At 60.2% G+C, this 23,706-nt stretch carries 18 protein-coding genes and 1 pseudogene; 10 read left to right on the top strand and 9 right to left on the bottom strand.

Annotated elements, in window-relative coordinates:
* Positions 1-108 precede the first annotated feature (108 nt).
* From AC0QTX_RS23240 to AC0QTX_RS23220, 5 genes and pseudogenes are all read left to right on the top strand, one after another.
* A pseudogene (locus AC0QTX_RS23240) lies at positions 109-297 on the top strand (hypothetical protein); the annotation flags it as partial.
* Between the two features lie 98 nt (positions 298-395).
* On the top strand, positions 396-1,667 hold the full coding sequence (locus AC0QTX_RS23235) for an adenylate/guanylate cyclase domain-containing protein (RefSeq protein WP_474606185.1): 1,272 nt from the start codon (positions 396-398) through the stop codon (positions 1,665-1,667).
* Positions 1,668-2,373: 706 nt separating this feature from the next.
* Positions 2,374-3,591, top strand: a complete 1,218-nt coding sequence (locus tag AC0QTX_RS23230) for an efflux RND transporter periplasmic adaptor subunit (protein ID WP_474606184.1) — start codon at positions 2,374-2,376, stop codon at positions 3,589-3,591.
* Positions 3,592-3,621: 30 nt separating this feature from the next.
* Positions 3,622-6,828: an efflux RND transporter permease subunit gene (locus tag AC0QTX_RS23225; RefSeq protein WP_474606183.1), complete on the top strand. Its 3,207-nt coding sequence runs from the start codon at positions 3,622-3,624 to the stop codon at positions 6,826-6,828.
* A gap of 67 nt (positions 6,829-6,895) precedes the next feature.
* Positions 6,896-7,366 (top strand): hypothetical protein, encoded by a 471-nt coding sequence (locus AC0QTX_RS23220; protein WP_474606182.1) that lies wholly within the window; start codon positions 6,896-6,898, stop codon positions 7,364-7,366.
* 22 nt (positions 7,367-7,388) lie between these two features.
* On the opposite strand, the gene AC0QTX_RS23215 is transcribed toward AC0QTX_RS23220, so the two are convergent.
* The 3 genes from AC0QTX_RS23215 to AC0QTX_RS23205 form a co-directional block, all read right to left on the bottom strand.
* Complete coding sequence (locus AC0QTX_RS23215; RefSeq protein ID WP_474606181.1) at positions 7,389-7,979, bottom strand: TetR/AcrR family transcriptional regulator; 591 nt, start codon at positions 7,977-7,979, stop codon at positions 7,389-7,391.
* Between the two features lie 635 nt (positions 7,980-8,614).
* Positions 8,615-9,376, bottom strand: a complete 762-nt coding sequence (locus AC0QTX_RS23210; RefSeq protein ID WP_474606180.1) for a lytic murein transglycosylase — start codon at positions 9,374-9,376, stop codon at positions 8,615-8,617.
* Positions 9,377-9,572: 196 nt separating this feature from the next.
* Positions 9,573-10,427, bottom strand: coding sequence for a hypothetical protein (locus AC0QTX_RS23205; protein ID WP_474606179.1), 855 nt, complete (start codon positions 10,425-10,427; stop codon positions 9,573-9,575).
* A gap of 758 nt (positions 10,428-11,185) precedes the next feature.
* Here AC0QTX_RS23205 and AC0QTX_RS23200 point away from each other — a divergent pair.
* Complete coding sequence (locus AC0QTX_RS23200; protein WP_474606178.1) at positions 11,186-13,582, top strand: penicillin acylase family protein; 2,397 nt, start codon at positions 11,186-11,188, stop codon at positions 13,580-13,582.
* Between the two features lie 212 nt (positions 13,583-13,794).
* Here the strand turns inward: AC0QTX_RS23200 and AC0QTX_RS23195 are convergent, their stop codons facing one another.
* Complete coding sequence (locus AC0QTX_RS23195; protein ID WP_474606177.1) at positions 13,795-14,712, bottom strand: LysR substrate-binding domain-containing protein; 918 nt, start codon at positions 14,710-14,712, stop codon at positions 13,795-13,797.
* A gap of 253 nt (positions 14,713-14,965) precedes the next feature.
* On the opposite strand from AC0QTX_RS23195, the gene AC0QTX_RS23190 reads away from it, so the two are divergent.
* The 4 genes from AC0QTX_RS23190 to AC0QTX_RS23175 all read left to right on the top strand — a co-directional run bounded on the left by AC0QTX_RS23190 (position 14,966) and on the right by AC0QTX_RS23175 (position 19,425).
* Positions 14,966-16,567: an ABC transporter substrate-binding protein gene (locus AC0QTX_RS23190; protein WP_474606176.1), complete on the top strand. Its 1,602-nt coding sequence runs from the start codon at positions 14,966-14,968 to the stop codon at positions 16,565-16,567.
* A gap of 123 nt (positions 16,568-16,690) precedes the next feature.
* On the top strand, positions 16,691-17,797 hold the full coding sequence (locus AC0QTX_RS23185) for an NAD(P)/FAD-dependent oxidoreductase (RefSeq protein ID WP_474606175.1): 1,107 nt from the start codon (positions 16,691-16,693) through the stop codon (positions 17,795-17,797).
* A 31-nt stretch (positions 17,798-17,828) separates the two neighbouring features.
* Positions 17,829-18,182: a RidA family protein gene (locus AC0QTX_RS23180; protein WP_474606174.1), complete on the top strand. Its 354-nt coding sequence runs from the start codon at positions 17,829-17,831 to the stop codon at positions 18,180-18,182.
* A 130-nt stretch (positions 18,183-18,312) separates the two neighbouring features.
* Positions 18,313-19,425, top strand: coding sequence for an alpha-hydroxy acid oxidase (locus tag AC0QTX_RS23175; RefSeq protein WP_474606173.1), 1,113 nt, complete (start codon positions 18,313-18,315; stop codon positions 19,423-19,425).
* A 169-nt stretch (positions 19,426-19,594) separates the two neighbouring features.
* Here AC0QTX_RS23175 and AC0QTX_RS23170 read toward each other — a convergent pair whose 3' ends face one another.
* From AC0QTX_RS23170 to AC0QTX_RS23150, 5 genes are all read right to left on the bottom strand, one after another.
* On the bottom strand, positions 19,595-20,311 hold the full coding sequence (locus AC0QTX_RS23170; RefSeq protein ID WP_474606172.1) for an MIP/aquaporin family protein: 717 nt from the start codon (positions 20,309-20,311) through the stop codon (positions 19,595-19,597).
* A gap of 80 nt (positions 20,312-20,391) precedes the next feature.
* The gene (locus AC0QTX_RS23165; RefSeq protein WP_474606171.1) at positions 20,392-21,708 is read right to left on the bottom strand and encodes a family 1 glycosylhydrolase; all 1,317 of its coding nucleotides are present in this window, start codon (positions 21,706-21,708) and stop codon (positions 20,392-20,394) included.
* 183 nt (positions 21,709-21,891) lie between these two features.
* On the bottom strand, positions 21,892-22,629 hold the full coding sequence (locus AC0QTX_RS23160; protein ID WP_474606170.1) for an alpha/beta fold hydrolase: 738 nt from the start codon (positions 22,627-22,629) through the stop codon (positions 21,892-21,894).
* A gap of 130 nt (positions 22,630-22,759) precedes the next feature.
* A complete protein-coding gene (locus AC0QTX_RS23155; protein WP_474606169.1) occupies positions 22,760-23,233 on the bottom strand; it encodes a hypothetical protein in 474 nt (157 codons plus the stop codon).
* Positions 23,234-23,448: 215 nt separating this feature from the next.
* On the bottom strand, positions 23,449-23,706 hold a 258-nt coding region (locus tag AC0QTX_RS23150), incomplete at its 5' end, for an alpha/beta hydrolase family protein (RefSeq protein ID WP_474606168.1).

The raw sequence follows: 23,706 nt of genomic DNA, 5'->3' as shown, positions 1-23,706 counted from the left end.
CATCTCCGGCCATGGCACTCCTCGGACGCCTGGATTCGGACCGTTTCGGTGCGTAAAAGATGACGATTGGTCGACCGAGTGTGAAAAGTTGAGCCGTCTCGCCACCGGCCTAGAGCCGAGATGAGGCAGGCCCTACGCACGGCCGTGTTCGCCAGCATGCTCGGCGTGACCCTGTTCGGCCTGTTCCTCACGCCTGTCTTCTACGTGACGGTGAGGAGTGTGGTCCTGGGTGCGTCCAAGAGACGGTCGGTGAAGCAATCTGAGCCAGCGGGATCTCAGCTCTTTCCGGCAGAATAGATAAACGGCGGGGAGCCTCTTGATCCGTTAGCGAATATGACTGACCACTCTGCTGGAGGCGATGACCGCCGGAAGTTTCGCGATCACGAGGGACTGCCATGGATAACGGCAAGGCAGCAGACATCGCCAGATGGGTCACAGGGGCTGGGCTGACGGGCATGACGGAGCTGGAGCTCCTTCACGGCTTCTGCCATCGCCTTGTGGCCGGACGAGTGCCGGTCTCGCGCGTGAACATCGTCATCGACACGCTGCACCCGATCCATGAGGGGCGCGTCTTCCGCTGGCGCCGTGATGATCAGGGCGATCTCGACCACATGGTCGAGTACGGCCGCACGAATGTCGGGGGCGAGGCCGCAGCCAACTGGCGCAGGAGCACCTACTATCATCTTCTGATGAGCGGAGAGGATTTCCTGCGGCGGCGGATAGGGCCGGGTCATGTGGAGGACTTCTCCGTCCTGGCGGATCTGCGCGCTGAGGGGCAGACGGACTATCTCGTTTTGATCCATCGCTTCGAGGCCGAGGGCATTATCGGGGAGATGGATTCCTTCTACTCATCCTGGACGACGGACATTGAGGCCGGCTTTACGGACGAGCAGATATCACTTGTCCGCGAGCTGGCGTCACCCCTGATGCTCGCCCTGAAATGCGCCTCGCTCGCACGCATCGCCAAGACCCTGGTCGAGACTTACCTTGGCCGCGATGCTGGCAGCCTCGTCCTGAAAGGGCGGATCGCCCGTGGCGTCGCCGATCGAATCCAGGCCGTACTCTGGTTCAGCGACCTGCGCAGCTTCACCCGAATCACCGAGACAGCCGATCCGGAGCAGATCATTCCTTTCCTGAACGACTACGCGGAAGCCATTATCTCGTCGATCTGTGAGGCCGGTGGTGATGTTCTCAAGCTGATCGGGGACGGCACCCTCGCGATCTTCAAGGAAGAGGATCCGGGCCAGGCCTGCCGATGCGCTCTCAGGGCAGAGCAATTGATGAGGTCTCGGATCGGTGCGCTCAACCGGGATCGCATGGCCGCGAACCTGCCGGTCGCCGACGCCTATCTGGGCCTTCACATCGGCGAGGTTTTCTACGGCAATATCGGCAGCCAGGATCGCCTCGACTTCACGGTGGTCGGCCCGGCTGTGAACGAGGTGAGTCGGATCGCCGCCCTCTGTCGCTCGGTCGAGAGGGATGTTCTGGTCTCCTCGGCTTTCTTCGCGGCTGCTTCGACGCCCGAGCAGGAATGCCTCGTTTCCGTTGGCCGTTATGCTTTGAGAGGGGTCAACCGCCCGCAGGAGTTGTTTACGCTCGACCCATCTTGGATGGAAGCTGAGGAGCCGGAGCAGGCGCCGATCGGTCGGCCTAACCCGAATTGCTGAGGCCGTGGACGATGACCCTGGAGTCCGCCGGATACTTCGACTCCGGTTCGAGCGGGAGGGGGCAACTGCACCATGACAATCCCATCGGTCTAACCAACCAGCAGGTCGCCTGGTACAGGCTCTACAAAATCTGGCCTATGTACGAGGAAGGTTGTGAATTGGCACTTCTTGGACCTAAGCGCTTGGTCCGCTTCTCGGATAAGAGTACCGGACGTTCCTGTCAGTGAGCGAAGTTTACTGCCTGACTCAAAAACGACCTTCCCCAGACAGAGCGATCACGTTCGGAACTTTTGCTCTGACCGGAGAACTCGCGCTGAAAAGCCAGCATCTCTTCCTCGTACGGTCAGCATGAGCCAACGAACTAGGCCCCTGATGGGGAGGATGAGAGATTTCTCACGTGTTGGAATAAGGTGAGAGGTCCCAGCGTACACCGCTGAGCTTTGAGCTGGCAGCGCTACCCATCATGAAGATTTCCATTTGCCATCCTGTCTTGGCTACCGTGCGTCTGAGGGGCGCAGAAGGTGAGGCCGTGTGCGCCAGAGCACATTGGTGTCGTTACGGCAGGCTCTAACTGTTCCTTTGCGTACCAATCGATACAAAAATAGCTAGACCGCCTCTTCCAATACGTACCGATCGGTATTATACCAAAAGGTACGAAACCGGCGCACCTCAGGTGTCGGCTAATCTCCGAATGAGCGGCTTCACCATGTCAAGTATTTCCAAAACCCAACTCCTGACCGCCCTCGGTACCGTGAGCGTGATTCTGGGCGGGATTTCTCTCTGGTCTACGCTCGGCAGCACGGCCACCCACGGCAGTGACACAGGGCCGGCGCCGTCCGCTACGCCAGCAACAGTCGCCGTCGTCGACAGTCGCGACGTTTCGCTGTGGGAGGAGTACTCGGGCCGCCTTGAGGCGATCGAGCGGGTAGATCTTCGGCCTAGGGTTCCCGGCGCTATCGAGGCGATCCATTTTCGCGAGGGATCACTGGTCAGGAAGGGCGACCTGCTCTTCACGATTGATGCTGCGCCATACATTGCAGAGGTAGAGAAAGCTGACGCTCAGGTCCGCGCAGCCGAGACCAATCTTGCCTTTGCCCGCAGTGAGCTGGAGCGCGGCCTGAGGATGACGGCCAACCAGACCATCGCACAACGCGACCTCGACACACGGATGAACAACGTTCGCGAGGCCGAGGCCAACGTCAGTGCCGCACAAGCAGTCGCCAAGGCCGCGCGCCTCAACATGTCCTACACCGAGGTGCGTGCGCCGATCGACGGACGCGTGGGGAGGATCGAGGTGACCGCAGGCAATCTCGTCAATGGCGGATCCAGCGCGCCGGTCCTGACCACGATCGTCTCGACCAACCCGATCTATGTGAGCTTCGATGCGGATGAACACGCGGTGCAGCGGGTGCTCGAGACTCTGCCGGCTAAGGGTGACCGGCGCGACCATCTCGCCCGCGTTCCCGTCGAGATGCGCTCAGGACCGGACACCAAGGTCGAGCGCGGCAAGCTTCAGCTCATCGACCATACCGTCAATGGCGCCAGCGGCACGGTCCGCGTGCGTGCGGTGTTCGACAACAGCAACGACCGGCTTATGCCAGGCCAGTTCGCGCGCCTCCGGCTCGGCCAAGCCAAGACAACGCCCGCCCTGGTCGTGCCCGAGCGGGCCATTGGGGTCGATCAGGACAAGAAATACGTTCTCGTCGTCGATCTGGCTCAAAAGGCAAATTACCGCGAAATCAAGCTCGGGGCAGCCGTGGATGGAGGGCGTATCGTCACCAGTGGCCTCAACCCCGGCGAACGGATCATCATCGGCGGTCTTCAGAAGGTCCGCCCGGGTGCCCTGATCGCTCCGCAAAGCGAAGAGCCCGAAACATCTGCCGCGCTCGAAACGCGGAGTTCTTCCGCTTCCGCGGCGAAATGATCGCATTCCAAAGGCTTGAAGGCCATTGCCATGAACATCTCCCGCTTCTTCATCGACCGTCCAGTCTTTGCCGGGGTTCTGTCCGTGCTCATCTTCGTGGTCGGATTGCTTGCCCTGCGCGTTCTGCCAATCTCGGAATATCCTGAAGTCGTGCCGCCCCAGGTAGTCGTTCGCGCGCAGTATCCGGGTGCGAATCCCAAGGTCATCTCCGAGACTGTGGCTGCTCCGATCGAGGAGGCCGTCAACGGGGTCGAGCACATGCTCTACATGAGCAGCCAAGCGACGACCGACGGCGTACTGACGCTCACCGTGACCTTCGCCCTCGGTACTGATCCGGACAAGGCGCAGCAACTCGTGCAGAACCGAGTCTCGCAGGCCGAACCCCGGTTGCCCGAGGAAGTGCGTCGTCTGGGCGTTACCACCGTCAAGAGCTCGCCGGACCTGATGATGGTGGTTCACCTGCTCTCGCCCGACAGCCGCTACGACGTCACTTATCTGCGCAACTACGCGGCGCTCAATGTCAAGGATCGTCTTGCTCGGATCCAGGGCGTGGGTCAGGTCCAGTTGTTCGGATCGGGTGATTATTCAATGCGCGTCTGGTTGGACCCTCAGAAGATCGCCGAGCATGGTCTCTCTGCGGACGACGTTGTCAACGAGATCCGCGCACAGAACGTGCAGGCGGCCGCCGGCGTGGTCGGTGCTTCGCCCGGCCTGCCGGGGGTCGATCTTCAGCTGTCGATCAATGCCCAGGGGCGTCTTCATGATGAGGAACAGTTCGGCGACATCATCGTCAAGACTGGGGGCGACGGGCAGATTACACGCCTGCGCGACATCGCCCGCATCGAACTCGGCGCGGCCGACTACGCCTTGAGGTCTCTCCTGAACAACAAGCCGGCAGTCGCCATTCCGGTCCTCCAGGCCCCGGGGTCGAACGCTATCGAGATCGCCGACAAGGTTCGCGCCGAGATGGCGGACATCAAGGCCAACATGCCGGACGGCATCGACTTCCAGATCGTCTACGACACGACCCAGTTCGTGCGCGCCTCGATCAACGCAGTGGTTCATACGTTGCTCGAAGCTGTGCTCCTGGTGGTACTCGTGGTGATCCTATTTCTGCAAACCTGGCGGGCGTCCATCATTCCTCTTGCTGCTGTTCCGGTTTCGATCGTCGGCACGTTTGCGGTCCTGCAGATCCTTGGCTTTTCCATCAACGCTCTCAGCTTATTCGGGCTCGTTCTCGCCATCGGCATCGTGGTCGACGACGCCATCGTGGTGGTCGAGAACGTGGAGCGGAACATCGAGAAGGGGCTGAGCCCCCGGCAGGCGACCTACCGTGCTATGCAGGAAGTCTCCGGACCGATCATCGCCATCGCACTAGTGCTGGTGGCAGTGTTCATCCCGCTTGCGTTCATCAGCGGCCTGACAGGGCAGTTCTACAAGCAGTTTGCCGTCACCATTGCCATCTCAACGGTGATCTCGGCGATCAATTCGCTGACCCTGTCACCTGCCTTGGCGGCCCTTCTCCTTCGTGATCACCAAGCGCCCAAGGATCGGCTCACCCGGATCATGGACACGCTGTTCGGCTGGCTATTCCGCCGCTTCAACACGACCTTCCATCGGGGATCGGGTGCCTATGGCACTGGCGTGAACCGGGCGATCGCGACGAAGGCCTTGATGCTGTTCGTGTATGTGGCTCTGCTGGGCGCGACGGGCTTTCTGTTCAAGCTGGTGCCGAGCGGCTTCGTTCCAGGGCAGGACAAGCAGTATCTGGTCGGCTTTGCCCAACTGCCGGATGCTGCGACTCTCGACCGGACGGAGAGCGTCATCCGGCAGATGACCGACATCGCCCTGAAACAGCCGGGCGTGGAGCACGCCGTCGCGTTCCCTGGCCTGTCAATCAACGGCTTCACCAACAGCTCGAACGCCGGCATTGTGTTCCTGACCCTTGCACCCTTCGAGGATCGTCGAAATCCGAGTCTCAGCGCCGGAGCGATTGCAGGTCAACTGAACCAGAAGTTCGCCTCCATTACGGAGGCTGTGACCGCGATCTTTCCTCCTCCGCCGGTGCAGGGGCTGGGTACGATCGGCGGCTTCAAGCTTCAGATCGAGGATACAGCTGGCCTTGGCTATGAAGCGCTCGACCGGGCCACGAAAGACTTCTTGGCCAAAGCCGCAACGGCGCCCGAGCTTGCTGGATTGTTCTCGGGTTATTCGATTAACGTCCCTCAGCTCTACGCTGATATCGACAGGGCCAAGGCGCGCCAGCTAGGGGTTGCGGTATCGGATGTGTTCAGCACCCTCCAGATCTATCTCGGCTCGATCTACGTGAATGACTTCAACAAGTTTGGGCGGACTTACTCGGTGCGTGTGCAGGCAGATGCTTCCTTCCGGTCCCGCGCTGACGATATCGGCTTCCTGAAGGTGCGTTCCAGTTCGGGTGAGATGGTCCCACTGAAGGCTATGTTGAACATCCAGTCGAGCGTAGGGCCGGAGCGCGCGATGCGATACAACGGGTTCCTCTCGGCCGACGTCAACGGACAGGCGGCTCCGGGATACTCATCGGGGCAGGCGCAAGCAGCAGTCGAGCGGATTGCGGCAGAGACCTTGCCGAAAGGATTCAGGGCCGAGTGGACCGAGCTGACCTATCAAGAAATTCTGGCAGGAAATTCCGGCATTCTGGTCTTTCCAATTGCCATTCTGCTCGTCTTCCTCGTCCTGGCGGCGCAGTACGAGAGCCTGACGCTTCCGGTGTCGATCATCCTGATCGTGCCGCTGGCGCTGTTTGCGGCTCTGGCCGGCGTATGGCTGACCGGGGGCGATAACAACGTGTTCACTCAGATCGGGCTCATCGTCCTGGTCGGCCTCTCTGCGAAGAACGCGATCTTGATCGTGGAGTTCGCCCGTGAACTCGAGTTCGAGGGGCGCACTCCCGTTGAAGCGGCAATCGAGGCAAGCCGTCTGCGTCTGCGACCAATCCTGATGACCTCGCTTGCCTTCATCATGGGCGTCGTGCCGTTGGTGATATCAACGGGGGCGGGAGCCGAAATGCGGGCTGCCATGGGTGTGGCCGTGTTCTCAGGCATGATCGGCGTGACGGCATTCGGTCTGTTCTTCACACCGGTCTTCTATGTCCTGGTCCGTCGATTGGCGGGGAGTCGCCGCCTTCAACATCAGCCTGATCAGACGGCCTCGGATGCTGTCACAAATCTGCATCCTGTGAAGGGCTTGGTGAGCTGAACGAATGCGAGGGCGCTGTCTCAGGCAGCCCCTTGATCACTCCAGTCAAACGAATGAGGCGCTTTCCATGAGTCGGTTTTGGAAAAGTCTCCGACTGGTTGCCGCTTGCGCACCATCTCTCGCCATTGGCTTTCTTTCGGAAGATGTGAGGGCTGAGGAAGGTTACCAGGTCACGAACGAGGTGGTTCTGATAGACGTGCGCGTCTCGCCTGCTAAGGGAGAAAATCGGGCGCAGATTATGTTCCAGCTGGAAAATCGGAGCACTGAACGAATTTCGTTCGGAGGGATGACGGTCGCTGATGCCGGTCGTTCTCGGATTGTTGCAGCGCTCGGTAACGGGACGACCACGACCTTGGACACAATTCCTGTGGCACCAGGTGAGGTCCTCTCAATGGACGGCGAGGTGCTTTGGATCGAGGTTGATGGGCTCGCAGGGGGCCTTCTACCGGATGGAACAATCGACGCGACAGTAAACCTTGGAGTTGCCGTCATTCCGATCAGCCTGACGGTCGAAGGGACAAAGAAACTATCGAACTGAGGAACGGGGAACGATCCAGATTTCAGCGGGGCACAGTTGGCCAACTCCGCATGGCGACATCAACCACTCGTTGGAGTTCCTCGCGCGAAGCGCGCGATGCTGCCCTAACCGCCATCCCCAAGCCGATCGACACGACGTAGCGGGCCCAGTCGGCGGGATCCTCATCACTGGGGAAATCGCCGCCGGCGCGGGCCGTCTCCAAGCGATCACGCAGATTGTTCTCGTTGACTATCCGACGGGCGATGAGCTCTTCGCGGATAGGCTCGCTCGCCTCGCTGCAGGCCACAGCCCCATTCACCCCAAGACAGCCGGGAGGGCTCAAGGGATCGGTCAGGACATTGATGTAGCCACGCAGGAGCCGCTCGACCGCTTCACGTGCCGTCGGCGCCTGAAGGGCCGCGTGCGCGAAGCACAGGTGCTGGCGCTCATAGAGGTCGAGCGTCCGTCGGAAGAGATCTTCCTTGTTGCCGAACGCCGCATAGAGACTAGGACGCGTGATGCCCATTGCTTCCGTCAAGTCGGAGATGGAGGTGCCCTCGTAGCCTCGACGTCGAAAGACCTGAAGTGCGGTGTGCAACGCCTCGTCAGGGTCGAATTCGCGATGGCGGCCCATGGTTCTCCACATCCTCCTGCCGGTACAATAGGTAAATCTCAGACAGCGCGGCAGTATATCATACTAATCGGTATGATAAACCTTTCTAGGGAGATTTCAAGATCTTATCCCAATGGGTTTCGGATGACTCCTTCAGGTGCGGCAGCAGAATGTCAGGTTGAGAATTGCATAGGTGCTGCACAAGAAGTCAGGCATTTCCCGCTATCGCTTGCGGGGATATTCGCTGGCCATTGTTGGTCGGGCAGGGTCACTAGCCGAAGACTACCAAGCCGAGGTCAACACGATTGAACAGGGGAAATGGATAACTTGGAGACTTGGGCGGCATCTCTTCTCTTGAGAGGCTAACGGAATGGGATTCGCTTGAGAGTCCTGAAGGTCGCCTTCTGGCACCTCTCGGAAGTAGACCCAACGTCTGCTCTCGCGGGGAGCAGCGGACGTTCGCGAAGGGCAGGGGATGGGCAGAGAATGACCCAAAGCGGCCCTTTAGGTTGTGAATGATTAGAGTTCCAATAGGATACACAGGAGCCTCATTCCATCACCGCTTCAGTACAGGCTGAAGCCATATCGGACAGTCGATTGATCGTGTGTGGTTTTGAAATGGATGCACATCCAACTGAAGCTCTGGTGCAGCACCTTTAATGCCTGGCTGAGGTGCCCTCCCGCCCATCAATCTGCTGTCCAATCAGCGCGATGGCGCGCTGGTACGCTAAAGCGGCATTCCAGGCCTGGATCGCACTAAAATTGGCTTCGCCCAGCTGGTAGCCTGCACCGGCGCGCCAGCCATGGGCCTTGAGGAAGTTGGCCGTTGAGGCGAGCGCGTTAGCAGCATTGTTGAGATCTCCGCCGTTCCCGTAGTTCAGGATGCTCTTGGGCAGGAACTGGGTCTGGCCGATCTCGCCGTGCATCGACCCGCGGGTGCCCGCTGAGAGAACGCCACGATCGATCAGGGTCAGGGTGGCGTAAAGCTGATCGGTGAAGAAGGCTGACCGACGGCAGTCATAAGCGAGCGTGGCCACAGCCGAGAGCGTGTTCTGGTTCCCGCGCTGCCGCCCAAAGGCTGTCTCCATCCCCCAGATCGCTAGGAGCGGCCCCGGCGGGACGCCAAAGCGCTGCTCAAGTGAAGCAAAAAGCGCCGCCTGAGACTGCCTGAGCGCACGCCCCCGCGCGACAATCGTTGGGCCGCCCCGCTTGGCGAGGAACTGATCAAGCGACAATCGGAAGCTTCTCTGGCTCCGGTCGGCCGCAATGGTAGCCGAGGCGTAGTCGGCGTTCATGAGGGCTGCAACGGCGGAGGCGCTGACGCCCCGGGCTCTGGCCTCATCAGCAAACTGGCGCTTCCAGGCCTCGAAGCCAGCGGCCGTGCTGCCGCACTGAGCTGCGGTTGCGGTGTTGACCATCTCTACCGCCAACCCCAACGCTACGAGAGCTACAATCTTTAGCTATCGGCTCGTGATCATTCCTACATCCTTCTATGGTCATGACTTTGGCCAACCCGCCGATGTTCTATATTGGCCACAACGAGGCGTGGTCCGGTTTTAGCGCTCACCAGATACCAAATCCTCCCAGCGCGGGATAACAGCGGTGTAGCGGCGCTCACTCCAGGTGGATGGCTCCGACTCCAAAACCTGTCCTATGGGGGGTGATCCAGACCGCTCCTTCACCAAGCATCATTCCTTTGTCGCGGACGAAGACGGTTTCAAAAGTGGATTGGGCGACGGCCTCTCGGATGGGCGGGGCCATGACCATTTCCTTCGCCGTAACGAGCTGGTCCCGGTTGCGAATGCTGCGCCGGACCTTTCCTGTCATTGCCAGCGGATAGTGAGCGACACGTGCGAGAAGTTGCACATCGCCTGAGCGAAACGCAGCCTTGATACGCCTGAAGCTGTAGTAGGCGTCCATTGGATCAAAGTTCAGGCTGCGGTAGCTGGCTTCAATCTCGGGCGACAGTGTGGGCCGGGAGAACCCAACTTCCGGCGTTCTCACCGGCAGGTCCATCGACCGCCGCAACTCCCGCACAATAAGGTTCAGGGCCCGGTGGCGATCATAGAGTTGCTGCAACTCCGGCGAGCGGCCCTGCGCCGCTCCGGTTGCGAGCCGTTCCATGATCTCCTGCTTATCGCCCCTTTTGCTCCCCGTGCCCTGGGCAGCAGTCTTCTCCAGCGCGTTGTCGAGTTGGTGGCGCGCGATCCAGACCCGTTCCTCAACTTCGGCAAGCACCTGCTCATGCGAGGGCCTGAAACCGGGACCTTTCGCGAGGTCAGGCGGCAGAGCTCTTATAGCCTCCTGCGGTTTGGGCCCTTTCAGCTCATTGGATGGATACCGCGGATCAACCTTGTAAGTTCTGCCAAAAACCCGCACGTAGAATGGGTCCGCATGGACTGGGACGGCATACAGGCCAACCAGCAGCCACACGCAGAGTCCGAGAACCTTTGCGGTGATGCGAGCCATTGCTGCCTCCATTCCCAAACGGATCGGTTGGCCCAGTATACACCCCAGCTTCAAGTGCGGAACGGCCAGCGGCCGGAACGTGACAGGGCTGCGACTAGGTGGTTGTCGCCATGACCACTCCCGATCGGGTTTTGCCTCTAATGAGACCGACGATTGGAAAAGGTTCCTCTGACGTGAACTAACTTGTTGAGTTTGCTTCGATCCACGCCAAGCTGTTCCGCCCATTCGGTGAGGGCGCAGCCATAGAGTTGGGCCAAGAAGCCTCTCGGGTTCTCCGCACCAGTCTGTAACCTGATCAGTTCATCCAAGGCTTGTTTGAGAAGCTCACGATCCGCAGGCATCGTCACACCTCACTCCGGGGTGCTTAATCTGCCCTCAGAGGGCTGCCACGGTCAAAAGCGAAAAAGGCGTACAATTCGTCTCTGAGAAGGTGGCTCGTCAGCCGGCCCTCCCGGATCATCAACAGCGGAAAGTTTCTTCGTGGCACGAGGCGGAAGTATGCCGAATGTCCGCTCGAGCGTGTAGCAGCAGACCTTCTCCAGGCGCCTGCAATTCCCTGGTATGACCCATTCCGGACGTAGGGCTTTCGCCGGCACGGAGCTATATGCGCTATGGCTGAACCCTCCCAAGGCTCGGCGAAGTTCCAAGCTTCGCTGGCCAGGAACGATCCCAATAACCAAGAATTCGCCGCGATTTCATCCTTAGCTTTCTGTCCTGTTCGCTGGTGGGTGTGAATAAATGGAGTTGTTCAAAGCCTCATGCTGAAGCGGCCTTGGATGCGCCGGATTCTAGCGGCCGTCGGGGCGCCCGCCGTTCTAGTGCTCCTCGTGAGCCTCTGGGCTATTGTGCATTTGCGATCTAGTCTTCCTCGGCTGGAGGGGACCGTCACGGCATCTGATCTCTCTGCTCCCGTCACTGTGGCGCGCGATGCGCATGGGGTGCCGACTCTGAGTGGACAGACCCGTGCTGACTTGGCCTGGGCCCTGGGCTACCTTCATGCCCAGGAACGCTTCTTTCAGATGGACGGCCAGCGCAGGCTTGCCGCGGGCGAACTCGCCGAACTGGCCGGAGCCGCAGTTCTCACGCAAGACAGGGAGCATCGTCTGCATCGCTTCCGTGCCCGTGCCAGAGCAGTACTGGCATCCATGACCCCAGAAGAACGTGCCGCCCTGAATGCCTACGTTGGTGGGGTCAACCGAGGCTTGCGCGACTTGGGGGCGTCCCCCTTCGAGTACATGTTCCTGCGCTCAACACCAACTACCTGGACGGCAGAGGACACGGTGCTGACGGTCTACACGATGTACCTCGATCTGCAGGAGGCAGATGGACTGGTGGAGCGTCGGCGCGCTCAGGCCCAGGAAGCCTTAGGAGCCTTGCTGGCCGCTTTCCTCTTTCCTGAAGGGACAACGTGGGATGCTCCGCTGGATGGCTCCACCCTGCCGATGCCGGTATTGCCGGACAGCCATTCCACCAAGAAAGCATATAGTCCGGCACCGGCAGGCAATGAATTCGCCGAGGCCGCAAGCCCAGGGAGCAACAGCTGGACCGTTGGAGGTGCTCTCAGCAGCTCCGGGGCTGCCATCGTGGCCGACGATATGCATCTTGGCTTGCGCGTTCCCAACATCTGGTACCGGGCACGGCTCATCCTGGAAAACAAGGCGACCGGCGCTAACCTGAACATCACGGGTGTAACCCTGCCTGGTGCTCCGAACATCGTGGCTGGCAGTAACGGTAGGATCGCTTGGGGCTTCACTAACAGCTATGTCGATACCAGTGATGTGGTGATCCTCGAACCTGCTGAGGAAGATCCATCCCTGTATCGCACTCCCGCTGGCCCCCGACCGCTTGACCGCGTGGAGGAGCGGATCTGCGTTAAAGCTGCAGCATGCGAGATCCTGCCGATCGAGGAGAGCCTCTGGGGGCCAGTCATCGGCACTGATCGCCAAGGGCGGAAACTTGCGTACCGCTGGGTCGCCCACGATCCCATTGCAGTGAACCTGCGCGGTATGCTGGAACTCGAGCGTGCCGGAACCGCGCACGAGGCTCTGGAGATCGCCCATAGGCTCGGCATTCCACATCAGAACCTCGTCGTCGGAGACGCGCAGGGCAGCATTGGTTGGACAGTCACCACCGCACTGCCACAGCGCTTTGGGTTTGATGGACGACTGCCCACGTCCTGGGCCGATGGCAGCAAAGGATGGAGCGGATATCTTCCACCCCAAGACGTGCCAGTTGTCCATGACCCTGCGGGTCAGCGCATCTGGACCGCAAACAGCCGGGTGATCGGCGGCGAGGACTTGAATAAGGTTGGTTTTGGTGCTTATGCCCACGGATCCCGTGCTCGCCAGATCAGGGACCAGCTATTGGCCAAGGAGAGATTTGACGAGCGGGATATGCTGGCGATCCAACTGGATGATCGTGGGGTGCTGTTGGAGCGGTGGCAAAGGCTGATGCTTCAGCACCTGCAGGCGGGTGCAGGAAATCCGCAATACGCATCTCTGATCCCGGAGGTGGAGAACTGGGGAGGGAGAGCCGTTCCAGCCTCGGTTGGCTACCGTCTTGTCCGGACGTTTCGATCGGAACTGATCGCCATGATGTACGATAGCTACACGGCCCCCATGCGGGCCGGGGAGCCTGTGCCAGCCAGTGGTCCGCGCCCTCGCCCAATCACGAGCAAGCAAGCCGATGAGCCGGTGTGGCGCCTGCTGACAGAGCGTCCCGTTCATCTCGTCCCGCCCGGTTACCGGGACTGGGATGCGGTGGTGGATGCTGGAATTGCAAAGACCTTGTCGGCTGTGGCTTCACAGGCGAGGGGCCGCCTTGGCACTTTCACCTGGGGCGCGGCCAATCCGGCGGAGATCAGACATCCGTTAACGCGAGTCGTACCCGGACTGTCACTCTTGCTGGACCCGCCGAACGAGCCGCAGCCAGGGGACCTCTACCAGCCGCGGGTCTCAGGTTCTGGAACCGGAGCATCGGAGCGGTTTGTAGTGGCGCCGGGCCACGAAGAAACAGGGATCTTCCACATGCCGACCAGCCAGACCGGTCATCCTCTCTCGCCCTACTACATGGCGGGGCACGAGGCTTGGGCGAGAGGTCAGGCAACCCCTTTCCTGCCGAGTGAGCCAAAGTGGCGGATGGTGTTCCAGCCATGATGAACATTCTGACACCAATCGCGCACGCGCGGGTTAAGCAGTGATAGGCCCGCTCAAATCGGATAGGGCAGCTCCCGTGGGACACCATAGCGTTCAGCGTGGAGCAGCCCCTCGTCGGGCATCCGGCTCATTTGCGATCATTTGGCTCGAAGCGCGCAGAGTTCACGATCTGCGCGTCGTCTACTGTGGGGCAATGCGTCGCGGCGAGCCCCTTAATGCTCGGAGGAGACAGCAGATCGTGATTGCTGAAATTGCACCAATGCCTCACGGATGAACTCGACGAGCTGCTGGGCCGCAAGGGATAGCGGGCGCCTACTTGATGTCAGCAGCCAAATGTCCATCGAGGTCCTAGGAAGCAGCGGACGACGGATCAACTGATCCAATGGGAAGTCCATCCCGACGAAGGGCGGGAGAATCGAGACGCCAATGCCATTGGCGACGAAGCTGCAGGCCGTCTCGGACATCGGTACTTCAATCTGATTGCGTTTTTGTACGCCGCGCATCTGGAATGCCCGATCGATTGTCATCAGAGAACAATCGTCTCGTTCCAGGGAGATGAATGACTCGTTCCGCAAATCCTCCACGCCGACGGTGGCTTTCCCGGCCAGCGGATGCTGTGCCGGTAGAAAGCACATGAGATCAAATCGGACGACAGCTTCGGCTGTCACATCCGGATGGTCGAAAGGAAGGATGCTGAGGCCGATATCGACCTGCTGCGCCATGACGAGTTCCGCGATGCGCGGCGAGGCCCGGCTTTGGAGCGTCAGACGCAGATCCCGCTGCTCAGCCAAAAAGGGAGAAAGGGCTCGCGGCAGGTAGCGTGAGGCTAGAGCTGGGAGCGCTGCGATTGTAACTTGACCCCACTCGCGGTTCCTCACAGCCGCTGCCACACGCTCGATCCGCCCCGTGCCAGCGATCAGCTTCTCGACCTCTGCCGCCACAAGGCGCGCCTCCAGCGTTGGAACCAAGCGCCCATTGCTGCGCATGAAAAGCTTGAATCCGCAGCTCTCACCAAAGCCCTTCAACAGCTTGCTGACGGCTGGCTGTGAAATGCCTAGTCTTTCGCCAGCATGCGTGACCGAACCTGTTTCCATGAACGCATGAAAGGCTTCTATCTGTCTGATGTTCATCGGGTTTTTCCCAATCGGGCGCTAACGGACCATGAGTTTTGGTTATAATGGACGGCAGAAAAGCAATTTGACAATCATATTCTCAGCACTTCTAATCGCTCAAGAGCTGCGGACCTCAAGCTGCTGGATGGGCTGCCGAGAACGAGCAACGGCCTCTCCTGAGGTGGCCTGTCCGAGACCTGTTTGGGAGCAGCATTCGGAAGCTGCGTGTCTGGGGCAACAATAACCGAGGGACTTGAACGTGATGAGATCAATGGTTTCCATGGGAGCGTTGGCGATCTTGATGTCGGCCGCGTCACCCGCTTTGAGCAGTAGCCTTGTTGTTTGCATTGAAGGAAGCCCAGAGACCTTCAATCCGCAGCTCACCAGCAACGCGACCACAAGTATCGTGACGGGCCAGATCTACGATCAACTCGTCTCGGTCAAATCCGGTGGCTCGGAACTCGAACCGAGCCTCGCCGAAAGCTGGACCGTCTCTGAGGATGGCAAGACCTATACGTTCAAACTGCGGCGTGGGGTGACATGGCAATCCAACAAGACCTTCAAGCCATCACGTGATTTCAATGCAGATGATGTGGTCTTCAGCTTCGAACGTATGATGAGGGCCGATCATCCTTATCACAAAGTCAACGGCGGAAATTATATCACTTTCAACACCAAGCTCGCGGATGCTCTGACGTCCGTCAAGAAAATCGACGACCACACGGTTGCGTTCACGCTCAAGGACCCGCTTGCGCCCTTCACCGGCATCCTGTCCCACCAGTCGTTGGTAATCCTCTCAGCCGAGTATGCAGAGCAACTGCTCAAGGCCGGAACGCCCGAACAACTCGACCTGCAGCCCATCGGCACAGGTCCGTTCCAGTTGCAGGTATATCAGACGAATGCTGCCGTGCGGTTTAAGGCTTTCCATGATACCTGGGGAGAAAAGGCGAAAGATCCCTCACGGACGCCGAAGGTTGATGATCTCATCATGCCCATCACAGTGGATGCCCCGGTTCGTCTGCAGCGTGCACAAGCGGGTGAGTGTCACATTGCTAATGCGCCGAGTCCCGCCGATCGAGAGGCGATCAGGGCTAGCGCCAAGCTCAATCTTGTTGAAACGCCTGTCGCATCCTCTGGCTTCCTTGCCTTCAATTTCAAAGAGAAGCCATTCCAGGATAAACGGGTACGTCAGGCACTTGCGCATGCCGTCAATATGAAGGGGCTCGTCGATATCGTCTTTGATGGTATGGGTGGGGTGACAGGGGCTCTCATCCCGGCTGCGCTCTGGGGACACAATGCCGACCTGAAGAGTCATTCATACGACATCGAAAAGGCGAAGGCTCTGCTTGCTGAGGCCGGGTATCCCAATGGCCTCGAGACACAGATCTGGGCGCTTCCCGTGACACGTCCGTACATGCCGAACGGCCGCCGCGCCGCTGAACTGATCCAGGCAGACTGGGCTAAGGTTGGCGTCAAGGCGGAAATCGTGACCTATGAATGGGGCGAATACGTCAAGCGCGCACGTCAGGGCGAGTCGAAGACTGCAATGTTTGGAGGTATCTGGGACTTCCCGGATCCAAGCCAGATCCCGAACAACTACTTCACCTGCAACTCACAAGGGAAACCTAGCCCGTCGAACATCGGCTCATGGTGCAACGCCAAGTTCATTGATCTGATTGCCCGTGCCGGACAGATCACAGATCAGGAGCAACGTGCCAATCTCTACAAGGAGGCACAGGTTGTCTTCAACGATGAGGTGCCTGCTATCCTCTTTGGCAGTTCCTCGGCGCTGTTGGCCGTTAACAAATCGGTTTCTGGGTTCGTGCCGGCTGTGTTCGGGACTAGCCGCTTCTCGGGCGTAACGGTGCCCTAATCCGATCTGATTTCCAGAGCCACGAGGGGAGGATTGAAGGGATCCTCCCCTCGATCTTACTTGCATTTGGACCCCGTTTCAGAATTCGGCACAGGGCCTATTCCCTTCATGCGGAGCTTGGAGATGCGTGTTGTCGTGATCGGCGCGGGGATTCTTGGATCCAGTGTCGCCTATCATCTTGCCATGAGCGGCATTGACGTTGAGGTGATTGACGAGGTTCATCAGGGTAAGGCGACCCTGGCAGGGGCAGGGATTGTCTGTCCTTGGGCTACGAAGGTCACCGATCCTGAGTGGTATGCACTCTATGCTGCCGGGGCCCGCTACTATGCGGACCTAGTCGAGGGTTTGACGCGCCGCGGAGAAACGGATCTTGGATACGGGCGCGTTGGCGCGCTCGTCGTGTCCGAAGATCGGAGGGAACTGGATGCCGCCGAGCAGAGGATCCAGACCCGGATCATCGATGCTCCCGAGGCTGGGGATGTGCGGCGAGTATCGGCCGCCGAAGCGAAACGCCTGTTCCCGCCATTGCGAGAGGATCTCGATGGCATCTACATTCCGGGCGGCTCCCGCGTGGACGGCAAGCTTCTCGCCGCTGCCATGACCCGTGCGGCCTTCGCGGCGGGAGCCGTTCTCCGCCATGACCACGTGTCGCTCGAGCTGCGGGACGGGAGGGCACATGGTATCCGCAGCGACGGAAGCCCGATCGAAGCGGACGAGATCATCGTCACGGCGGGCGCCTGGGCCTCGCAGATCCTGCGGCCGCTCGGCTTGGAGCATCCCGTTCGCCCGCAACGAGGGCAGATTGTTCACCTGCGCCTGCCAGGGATCGAAACACGCACCTGGCCCGTCCTACTCCCGATGACCAGTCACTATATGCTGGCTTTTGACGATTCCCGTGTCGTGATCGGCGCAACGCGGGAAGACAATACCGGGTTCGACTATCGAGTCACGGCCAGCGGCCAGGCCGAGGTGCTCAATGCAGGACTTGCGATTGCGCCGGGGCTTGCATCGGGGACCATTATCGAAACACGGATCGGCTTCCGGCCCGCAGGCGACGGCTTCAAACCCATCCTCGGCCGGGTCGCGGGACTGGACGGGCTGATCGTCGGCAATGGTCTGGGAGCAGCCGGTCTGACCATCGGACCGTATGCAGGACGCCTGCTGGCTCAGATCTGCACGGGTGAGAAGCCGGACACCGACACATCTCCCTACGCTCCCGCCTCGGCGTGAAACACTCTCGTTCAATATCAAAGGATATCCAATGCCCGAAATCATCCGTCACCGGAAACATAAGATCATGCACGGTGCCGTGGAGCACAACGGAGTGCTTTACTTCGGAGGACATGCCGCCAACGATTTGTCGCAAGGAATGGCAGATCAAACTCGGGAGATCTGCGCGAAACTCGACAAGTTCCTCGCCGAGCTCGGCTCCGACAAGTCCAAAATCCTCGCAGCGCGGATATATTTGAGCGACATGTCGCAGAAGGAAGAGATGAACAAGGCTTGGCTCGAATGGATTCCCGAGGATGACCTCCCGTCGCGGGCCACGATTGGCATTGCAAGTCTCGGTGATCCCAATCGACTGATCGAAGTGATCATCACCGCGGCACGATGACGGGAGCTTCGGTCGATTCCGCGATGAGACTTGGCTGTCGGGCTTTTGCCTGTGTCCGCAGCCAACCTCTCTGAGGCGTGTCGACCGAGGATCGCCGTCACGATCCTACACGATCCTTAGGACACCAGGCATGGCAGAAACGACCAGCCGTATTGACGATCGCTATTCGATCGACGCGAAGTACACGACTTTGGGCGGGATCCACCGCGATGCCAAGCGGCACCTATCGGAAGTCGAGTGGAATTATCTCTGGTGTGGCACTGGCGACGAGGTCACCCTCAGGGACAACACAGCAGCGTTCGACCGCTACCGCTTCGTTGCTCCGCTGTTCGCCGGGATCGACAATCCCAGTACCCGGGCCAATGTTCTGGGGTTCGATCTGAGCTTTCCCGCCTTCATCGCCCCATTTGGGGGAGAGGCCGTATTCCATCCTGATGGACACCTTGCCATCGGACGTGCGGCAGAAGCCGCCGGCATTCAGCAGATGGTACCGGTTGCCGCATCGTTCCCACTTGAAGGTATTGCGGCCGCTTCCTCCGTAGCGTCGATATTCCAGATGACGTTCGTCGGTGACGAAGATGCCGTTATCGATCTCATGGGGCGAGCCAAAACCGCCGGCTATAAGTACATCTGCGTCACGTATTCCCCTATCAGGCAATGGCGGGAGCGGATGATGGAAGATCGCTTTTCCATTCGGGGGGAGAGCGGCCCCGCCAACTTCGGTCCGGGACGGTCCGACCCAGCTGCTCTTGTCGAACTGCTGGAATTCACGCAGCCGCGCTGGAATTGGCAGAAAGCGGCGCGCACTATCGCACGTGCGCCTCTCCCGTGCATCGTCAAAGGTGTTACGAGCGTCAGGGACGCTCACGCGGCACTCGATGCTGGTGCGATAGGGCTTTATGTCTCGAACTACGGCGGCCGCACAGTTGATCGGACGCCCGCAGCCCTTGACGTCTTGCCGTCTATCCGCAAGTCAGTGGGGCGAGAGATACCGATCATCTTCGACTCGGGCATCCGCCGGGGCAGCGACATCGCGACGGCACTCGCACTGGGCGCGGATGCGGTTGCCCTCGGCCGCCTGATTGCGCTTGGTCTTGCGGCCGATGGTGAGTACGGAGTACGCCGAACGCTCGAACTTCTGCAGCGCGAATTCTGGACGACATTAGGCCATTTGGGCTGCTCCCAGGTTGAGGATCTCAGCGAAGCAGTTCTGTACCGGCCTCTGGCCGATGTGGCTCTCTAAGGAAGCATTCACAACTCGAAAGCGGGAGGTCCGGATCTGGCACCTCTCGGAAGTAGACCCAAAGTCTGCTCTCGCAAGGAAAACCGGACGTTCCTGGAGGTCAGGGGATCGGCAGAGGATGACCCGAAGCCGACGGACCATCTTTGCAGTTTTCGCCGGCTACCTGCTGTCAGACTCCGACATGGAAATGGAACAGTCGGGCGACCGTCACACGGGGGAGGCGGACAGCCTCCAGACGAACCAGACCGACATACAGGATGGCCCCTAGAGAGGGTCCTGCTATGTAGATCCAAGGGTTCATCGATGTGCCCGCCACAAGCGCCGGCCCGAATGAGCGGGCCGGATTTGCACTAGCGCCGGAGACGGAAGCCTCCAGCCACACCAACACTGAGAGGACAGCAGGCAGGACCAGCGGGGTGAAGCGCCGCGTGCTGGGATGAGCCGCCGTCGTCAGAATCGCGAGGATAAGCAGAAACGTCACTCCCGCCTCGCCCAGTATGGCAGCCCACACCGGCACACCGACCCCCGGCCGCGTTGCACCAAACGCAATGCTCTGTCCCATGTGTCCCCAGGCCAAAAGAGGGATGGCTCCGACGGCGCTGCCGGCGAACTGCGCCAGGATGTAGAGGACTGCATCGCGCCACGCCAGCTTGCCCTCTAGCCAAAACGCCAGTGTCACGGCTGGGTTGATATGCGCCCCGCTGATCCGACCAATCGGCGAGATGGCGATCAGTGCGCCTACCGATCCGAACAGCCCTCCCGTCAGGAACAGACGTAACCCTTCGTCAGGGATCATCCTCGACCCGGGACTGCCCTGCCCGAACATGAGGATGACGACGGACACGCCGACCAGAATCAGAACGGCTGTGCCGATGAACTCTGCCAAATACAACTCAGGATGCAGCCGAGCAGGAGGATAGGGAGCGCCATGAAGCGGCCTGTCGCGAGACGGTCGCAGGTGCACACTCATCCCGCATGATCCGTCATTGTCTGCGATATTGCGGTGCCATGACGCAGTTCCCGTGCCGCCTCCTGTTGGGACGAAGCATGCACACTGCCGGATTGGCTCGGCTGAATGATCGGAAGCGTGAGGCACACGCTCTGCGTCGGCAGGACCCGGCGCCATCGTTGGATGAGCTGCCGATAAGCCTCGCCGACGGGCCGAATGTTACGATCCAGATCGTAAAGGCCGAGAGCGTTTACACGGCCGTTCTCCTCACGCAGGGCTGTATCCCAGTCGACCTGATCCGTCAGCGAGTACCATGTGAAACCGACGATAGGAACGCCGCTGTTGCGGACCCGCAAGACGTTGGCCCACTCCTTCCGCAGCCACGTCGCCGCTTCATCACCGACGGGTCCCTGCACCAGGTTTGTCTCGGTGTGCATGACAGGGAGACGGTACCGGTCGTAGTATTGCCGGGTGATTTCCGCGTAACCGAAAATCTCTCCGGCCGCCCAGGTTCGCCCGTCGGGAGCAACCCGATGCTCGTTGGTAACGTAGTAGTCGTTTCCCATGATGCAGTGCTGACGTAGATGATGTGTCAGAAAGAACTGGTATTCGTCGCGTGTCATGCCGTTGTCCAGGAGAAACTGGTACATCTCGGAGTCGACGCGGCGGCCGTAATTGAGATCGAGGGAAAGGAAGCGGCGTGCATTAAGGGTTTCGGCGCTTCCGATCGCGTCGGGCTCGTCGGCGTGGAAATATTCGGACGACTCGCTCTGGATGAAGATCGCATCCGGTCTGACCTCAAGAATCGCCGCCATGGCCAGGACATTCGCCTTCACGATGTGCTTGAGCGCCGTCACGAAGGCTGTGTCACTGCGCAGTTGCTCGTTCCACCATCCGTACGCCGCCGAGAACGTTGCGCAGATGAACATCTCGTTCACGGGCGTATACAGCTGCACCCAGGGGAAGCGCTGCGCAAAGGCGCTCGCATACGCGGCAAAGAGGGCTGGGAAATCCGGGTTCTGGAAGTTTCCGATCCAGTCCGGCACCCCGAAATGGCAGAGATCGACGATGGGGACGACATCGAGCGTCTTGAGCACGCCGAAGGTCTCGTCCGGGAAGCTCCAGTCACAGCGGCCCTGGCCGAGCCAGACGCGGTGGATCGGCGGCCCGTAGCGCAGGTAGCGGATGTCGAGTTCTCCGAGGAGTTCGAAATCCTTCCGCCAATGCGTGTAGTGCCCGCATTTCTCCATCTCGTCGACACGGACGCTGCCGTTCTTGATCGTCGGATAGCTGTTCTCGATGCCGGTCGCGAACATGAACCAGGGCGCTGCCATTGCGGGCCTCCAAGCAGGGCCCGTTAGGCGCCCTCGGGCAAAGCGGCCGGGCGGATGTGCTCGGCTGACGCAGGTGTACTGGCCGTCTGCGAAATCATACGTTGGTTGCGGTCCGCCGCAAAGGCGCCGGGTAGCAGCTGCCCGCCCTCAAAAGGCGTACTCCGGCCAGCGCTGCCAATCACATCAGCCGTTCATTTTCTCACCTGGGCGATGGCACCGTTGCGCGACGAAGGTCCTGATCGCGCCTGCCACCTCCTGGGCAGCCTCGAGTGGGAGGAGATGACCTGCTCCTGCAATCTCGATGCGGGAGGCGCCAGCCAACCGGGGCATAACATCATCTGCGATCACAGAAGGCGCAATGACCGGGTCATTGCTTCCTCCAATTACCAGAACAGGACAGGCGACCTGCCCCGCCTGCGCCGTGATGTCCTCGCGGCTGCCCTGGGCGAGCCACCAGCGCCACGCCTCGGGCGAGGCCAGAAGGTTGTCCGCAATGCACCCAGCAGCGTCCTCCGCAGGGATGGAGCGCCGCGTGATTGTGCGCAGGGTCCGCTCGGCCGATTGGCGATCGCCATGGGTCGCAAGCAGGCGGTTCCGCTCGCTCTCCTCCATCGGCTCTGGCGAGGGCGGCGAGGGGGCCACGAGAGCAAGCCCTGCTAGCCCCAGAGGGCGCTCGGCCGCGCAGGCGAGCGCCAGCTTGCCGCCCATCGAATGGCCCACGAGAACGAAGCTGTCGAGGCGAAGGTCAGCGATGAGCCCGGCGACCACCTGCGCGACCGCGGGCACACTGTAGGCGGGCAGTGGCGGCGAGTAGCCGAATCCGGGCAGGTCGACGCTCAGGCACCGGCATGTGCTCGACAGAACTCCGGTAACGTGGGCCCATGACCGCAAGGAGCCAGCGAAATAGTGGAGGAAAACCAAGGAGCGTGATCCAGCGCCTTGATCTTCGACGTGAAGGGTCAACCTGTTCATATTCTCTCCGTTCGCGGCTCGACCAGTTATGTCCTCGCATGAGCCAGGAACTGCATCCCGGATTTTCTCAAAGGTGCGCCTACTTCTCGACTGGGCGCTCTACCTTGCCGGATTGAATGCGAATCCGGCCATGGCCCATCGGGTCCACCCGGCTCGTAGCGGCTCTGTCAGGGCTGGCTCGGGCCGGTTCCGGGACCTCTTCATGGCTGCCAGTCCGCTCTGCGGCGGCATCTTCCTGCCATCCCTCGGAGCGCCATGAGGTCTGTTGCTCGTCGAGGTCCAACACTCCCTCTCGATTAAGAATTCGGACGGCCTTGTCGACTTCATCGTCCGTGCATCTCACAATAACCAAGGTGCCGCCGCGGATTATGCCTTCCACGTATGCATCCGCGTCGGACCGTGACAAGCCCGAGTCCTCAAGAAGAGGAGCGAGGTTATGAGGGGTAGACCAGATGTCGATTCCGGCTTTCCGGATGCCAGCCTGTTCCAAGTGACTTACGGCTGCTGCTGCGTGCTGCTCGCTGTGGAATAGGGAGGTAACAGTTTTCATCATCGTCGATCTCCTGCATGCCTGTGCGGGGTCGAACGCAATTGCGAAACACTAGGATGGCAAATCTGGGCACCACATCGCTTGGGAACGTTGCCCAGGAGGCGGGTCTCCAAGCGCACGGCCGCCAGTAAATTGGCTCAAGCCGTTATTCCGCCAATGTACCACGGAGCGCCTCGCTTCACCACCTGCCGATCCGCTCCTGCGGGGCTGCCTTTTCCTCAGGCGTCTGCTTGCACTGTTAAGGTCAGCTTCTGGCACGCCTGAGACCTAAGGTTGAAGGCAGCGATCCTCTTCTCGATGGCGACGGCGCGGGGAACCCAGTATCCGCCCTGGCTGACGCCCTGGATCGCGATCCTCTTTGGATCGACACCCTCGCGGCTCAGGGCAAAGTCGATCACCGGCGTGATGACATGCTCCCAATCAGGCCGGAAGGTGAGGCCCTGCTTCCACAGCGCATATCCCTGCCCGGGACCATC

The organism is Microvirga sp. jy35 (genome assembly GCF_056148915.1).
This window is presented reverse-complemented; position numbering and strand designations above follow the sequence as displayed.

Coding starts and splice junctions, on each gene's coding strand:
- AC0QTX_RS23235 (WP_474606185.1), top strand. CDS start 396: ATGGATAACGGCAAGGCAGCAGACATCGCCAGATGGGTCACAGGGGCT.
- AC0QTX_RS23230 (WP_474606184.1), top strand. CDS start 2,374: ATGTCAAGTATTTCCAAAACCCAACTCCTGACCGCCCTCGGTACCGTG.
- AC0QTX_RS23225 (WP_474606183.1), top strand. CDS start 3,622: ATGAACATCTCCCGCTTCTTCATCGACCGTCCAGTCTTTGCCGGGGTT.
- AC0QTX_RS23220 (WP_474606182.1), top strand. CDS start 6,896: ATGAGTCGGTTTTGGAAAAGTCTCCGACTGGTTGCCGCTTGCGCACCA.
- AC0QTX_RS23215 (WP_474606181.1), bottom strand. CDS start 7,979: ATGGGCCGCCATCGCGAATTCGACCCTGACGAGGCGTTGCACACCGCA.
- AC0QTX_RS23210 (WP_474606180.1), bottom strand. CDS start 9,376: ATGGTCAACACCGCAACCGCAGCTCAGTGCGGCAGCACGGCCGCTGGC.
- AC0QTX_RS23205 (WP_474606179.1), bottom strand. CDS start 10,427: ATGGCTCGCATCACCGCAAAGGTTCTCGGACTCTGCGTGTGGCTGCTG.
- AC0QTX_RS23200 (WP_474606178.1), top strand. CDS start 11,186: ATGCTGAAGCGGCCTTGGATGCGCCGGATTCTAGCGGCCGTCGGGGCG.
- AC0QTX_RS23195 (WP_474606177.1), bottom strand. CDS start 14,712: ATGAACATCAGACAGATAGAAGCCTTTCATGCGTTCATGGAAACAGGT.
- AC0QTX_RS23190 (WP_474606176.1), top strand. CDS start 14,966: ATGGTTTCCATGGGAGCGTTGGCGATCTTGATGTCGGCCGCGTCACCC.
- AC0QTX_RS23185 (WP_474606175.1), top strand. CDS start 16,691: ATGCGTGTTGTCGTGATCGGCGCGGGGATTCTTGGATCCAGTGTCGCC.
- AC0QTX_RS23180 (WP_474606174.1), top strand. CDS start 17,829: ATGCCCGAAATCATCCGTCACCGGAAACATAAGATCATGCACGGTGCC.
- AC0QTX_RS23175 (WP_474606173.1), top strand. CDS start 18,313: ATGGCAGAAACGACCAGCCGTATTGACGATCGCTATTCGATCGACGCG.
- AC0QTX_RS23165 (WP_474606171.1), bottom strand. CDS start 21,708: ATGGCAGCGCCCTGGTTCATGTTCGCGACCGGCATCGAGAACAGCTAT.
- AC0QTX_RS23155 (WP_474606169.1), bottom strand. CDS start 23,233: ATGATGAAAACTGTTACCTCCCTATTCCACAGCGAGCAGCACGCAGCA.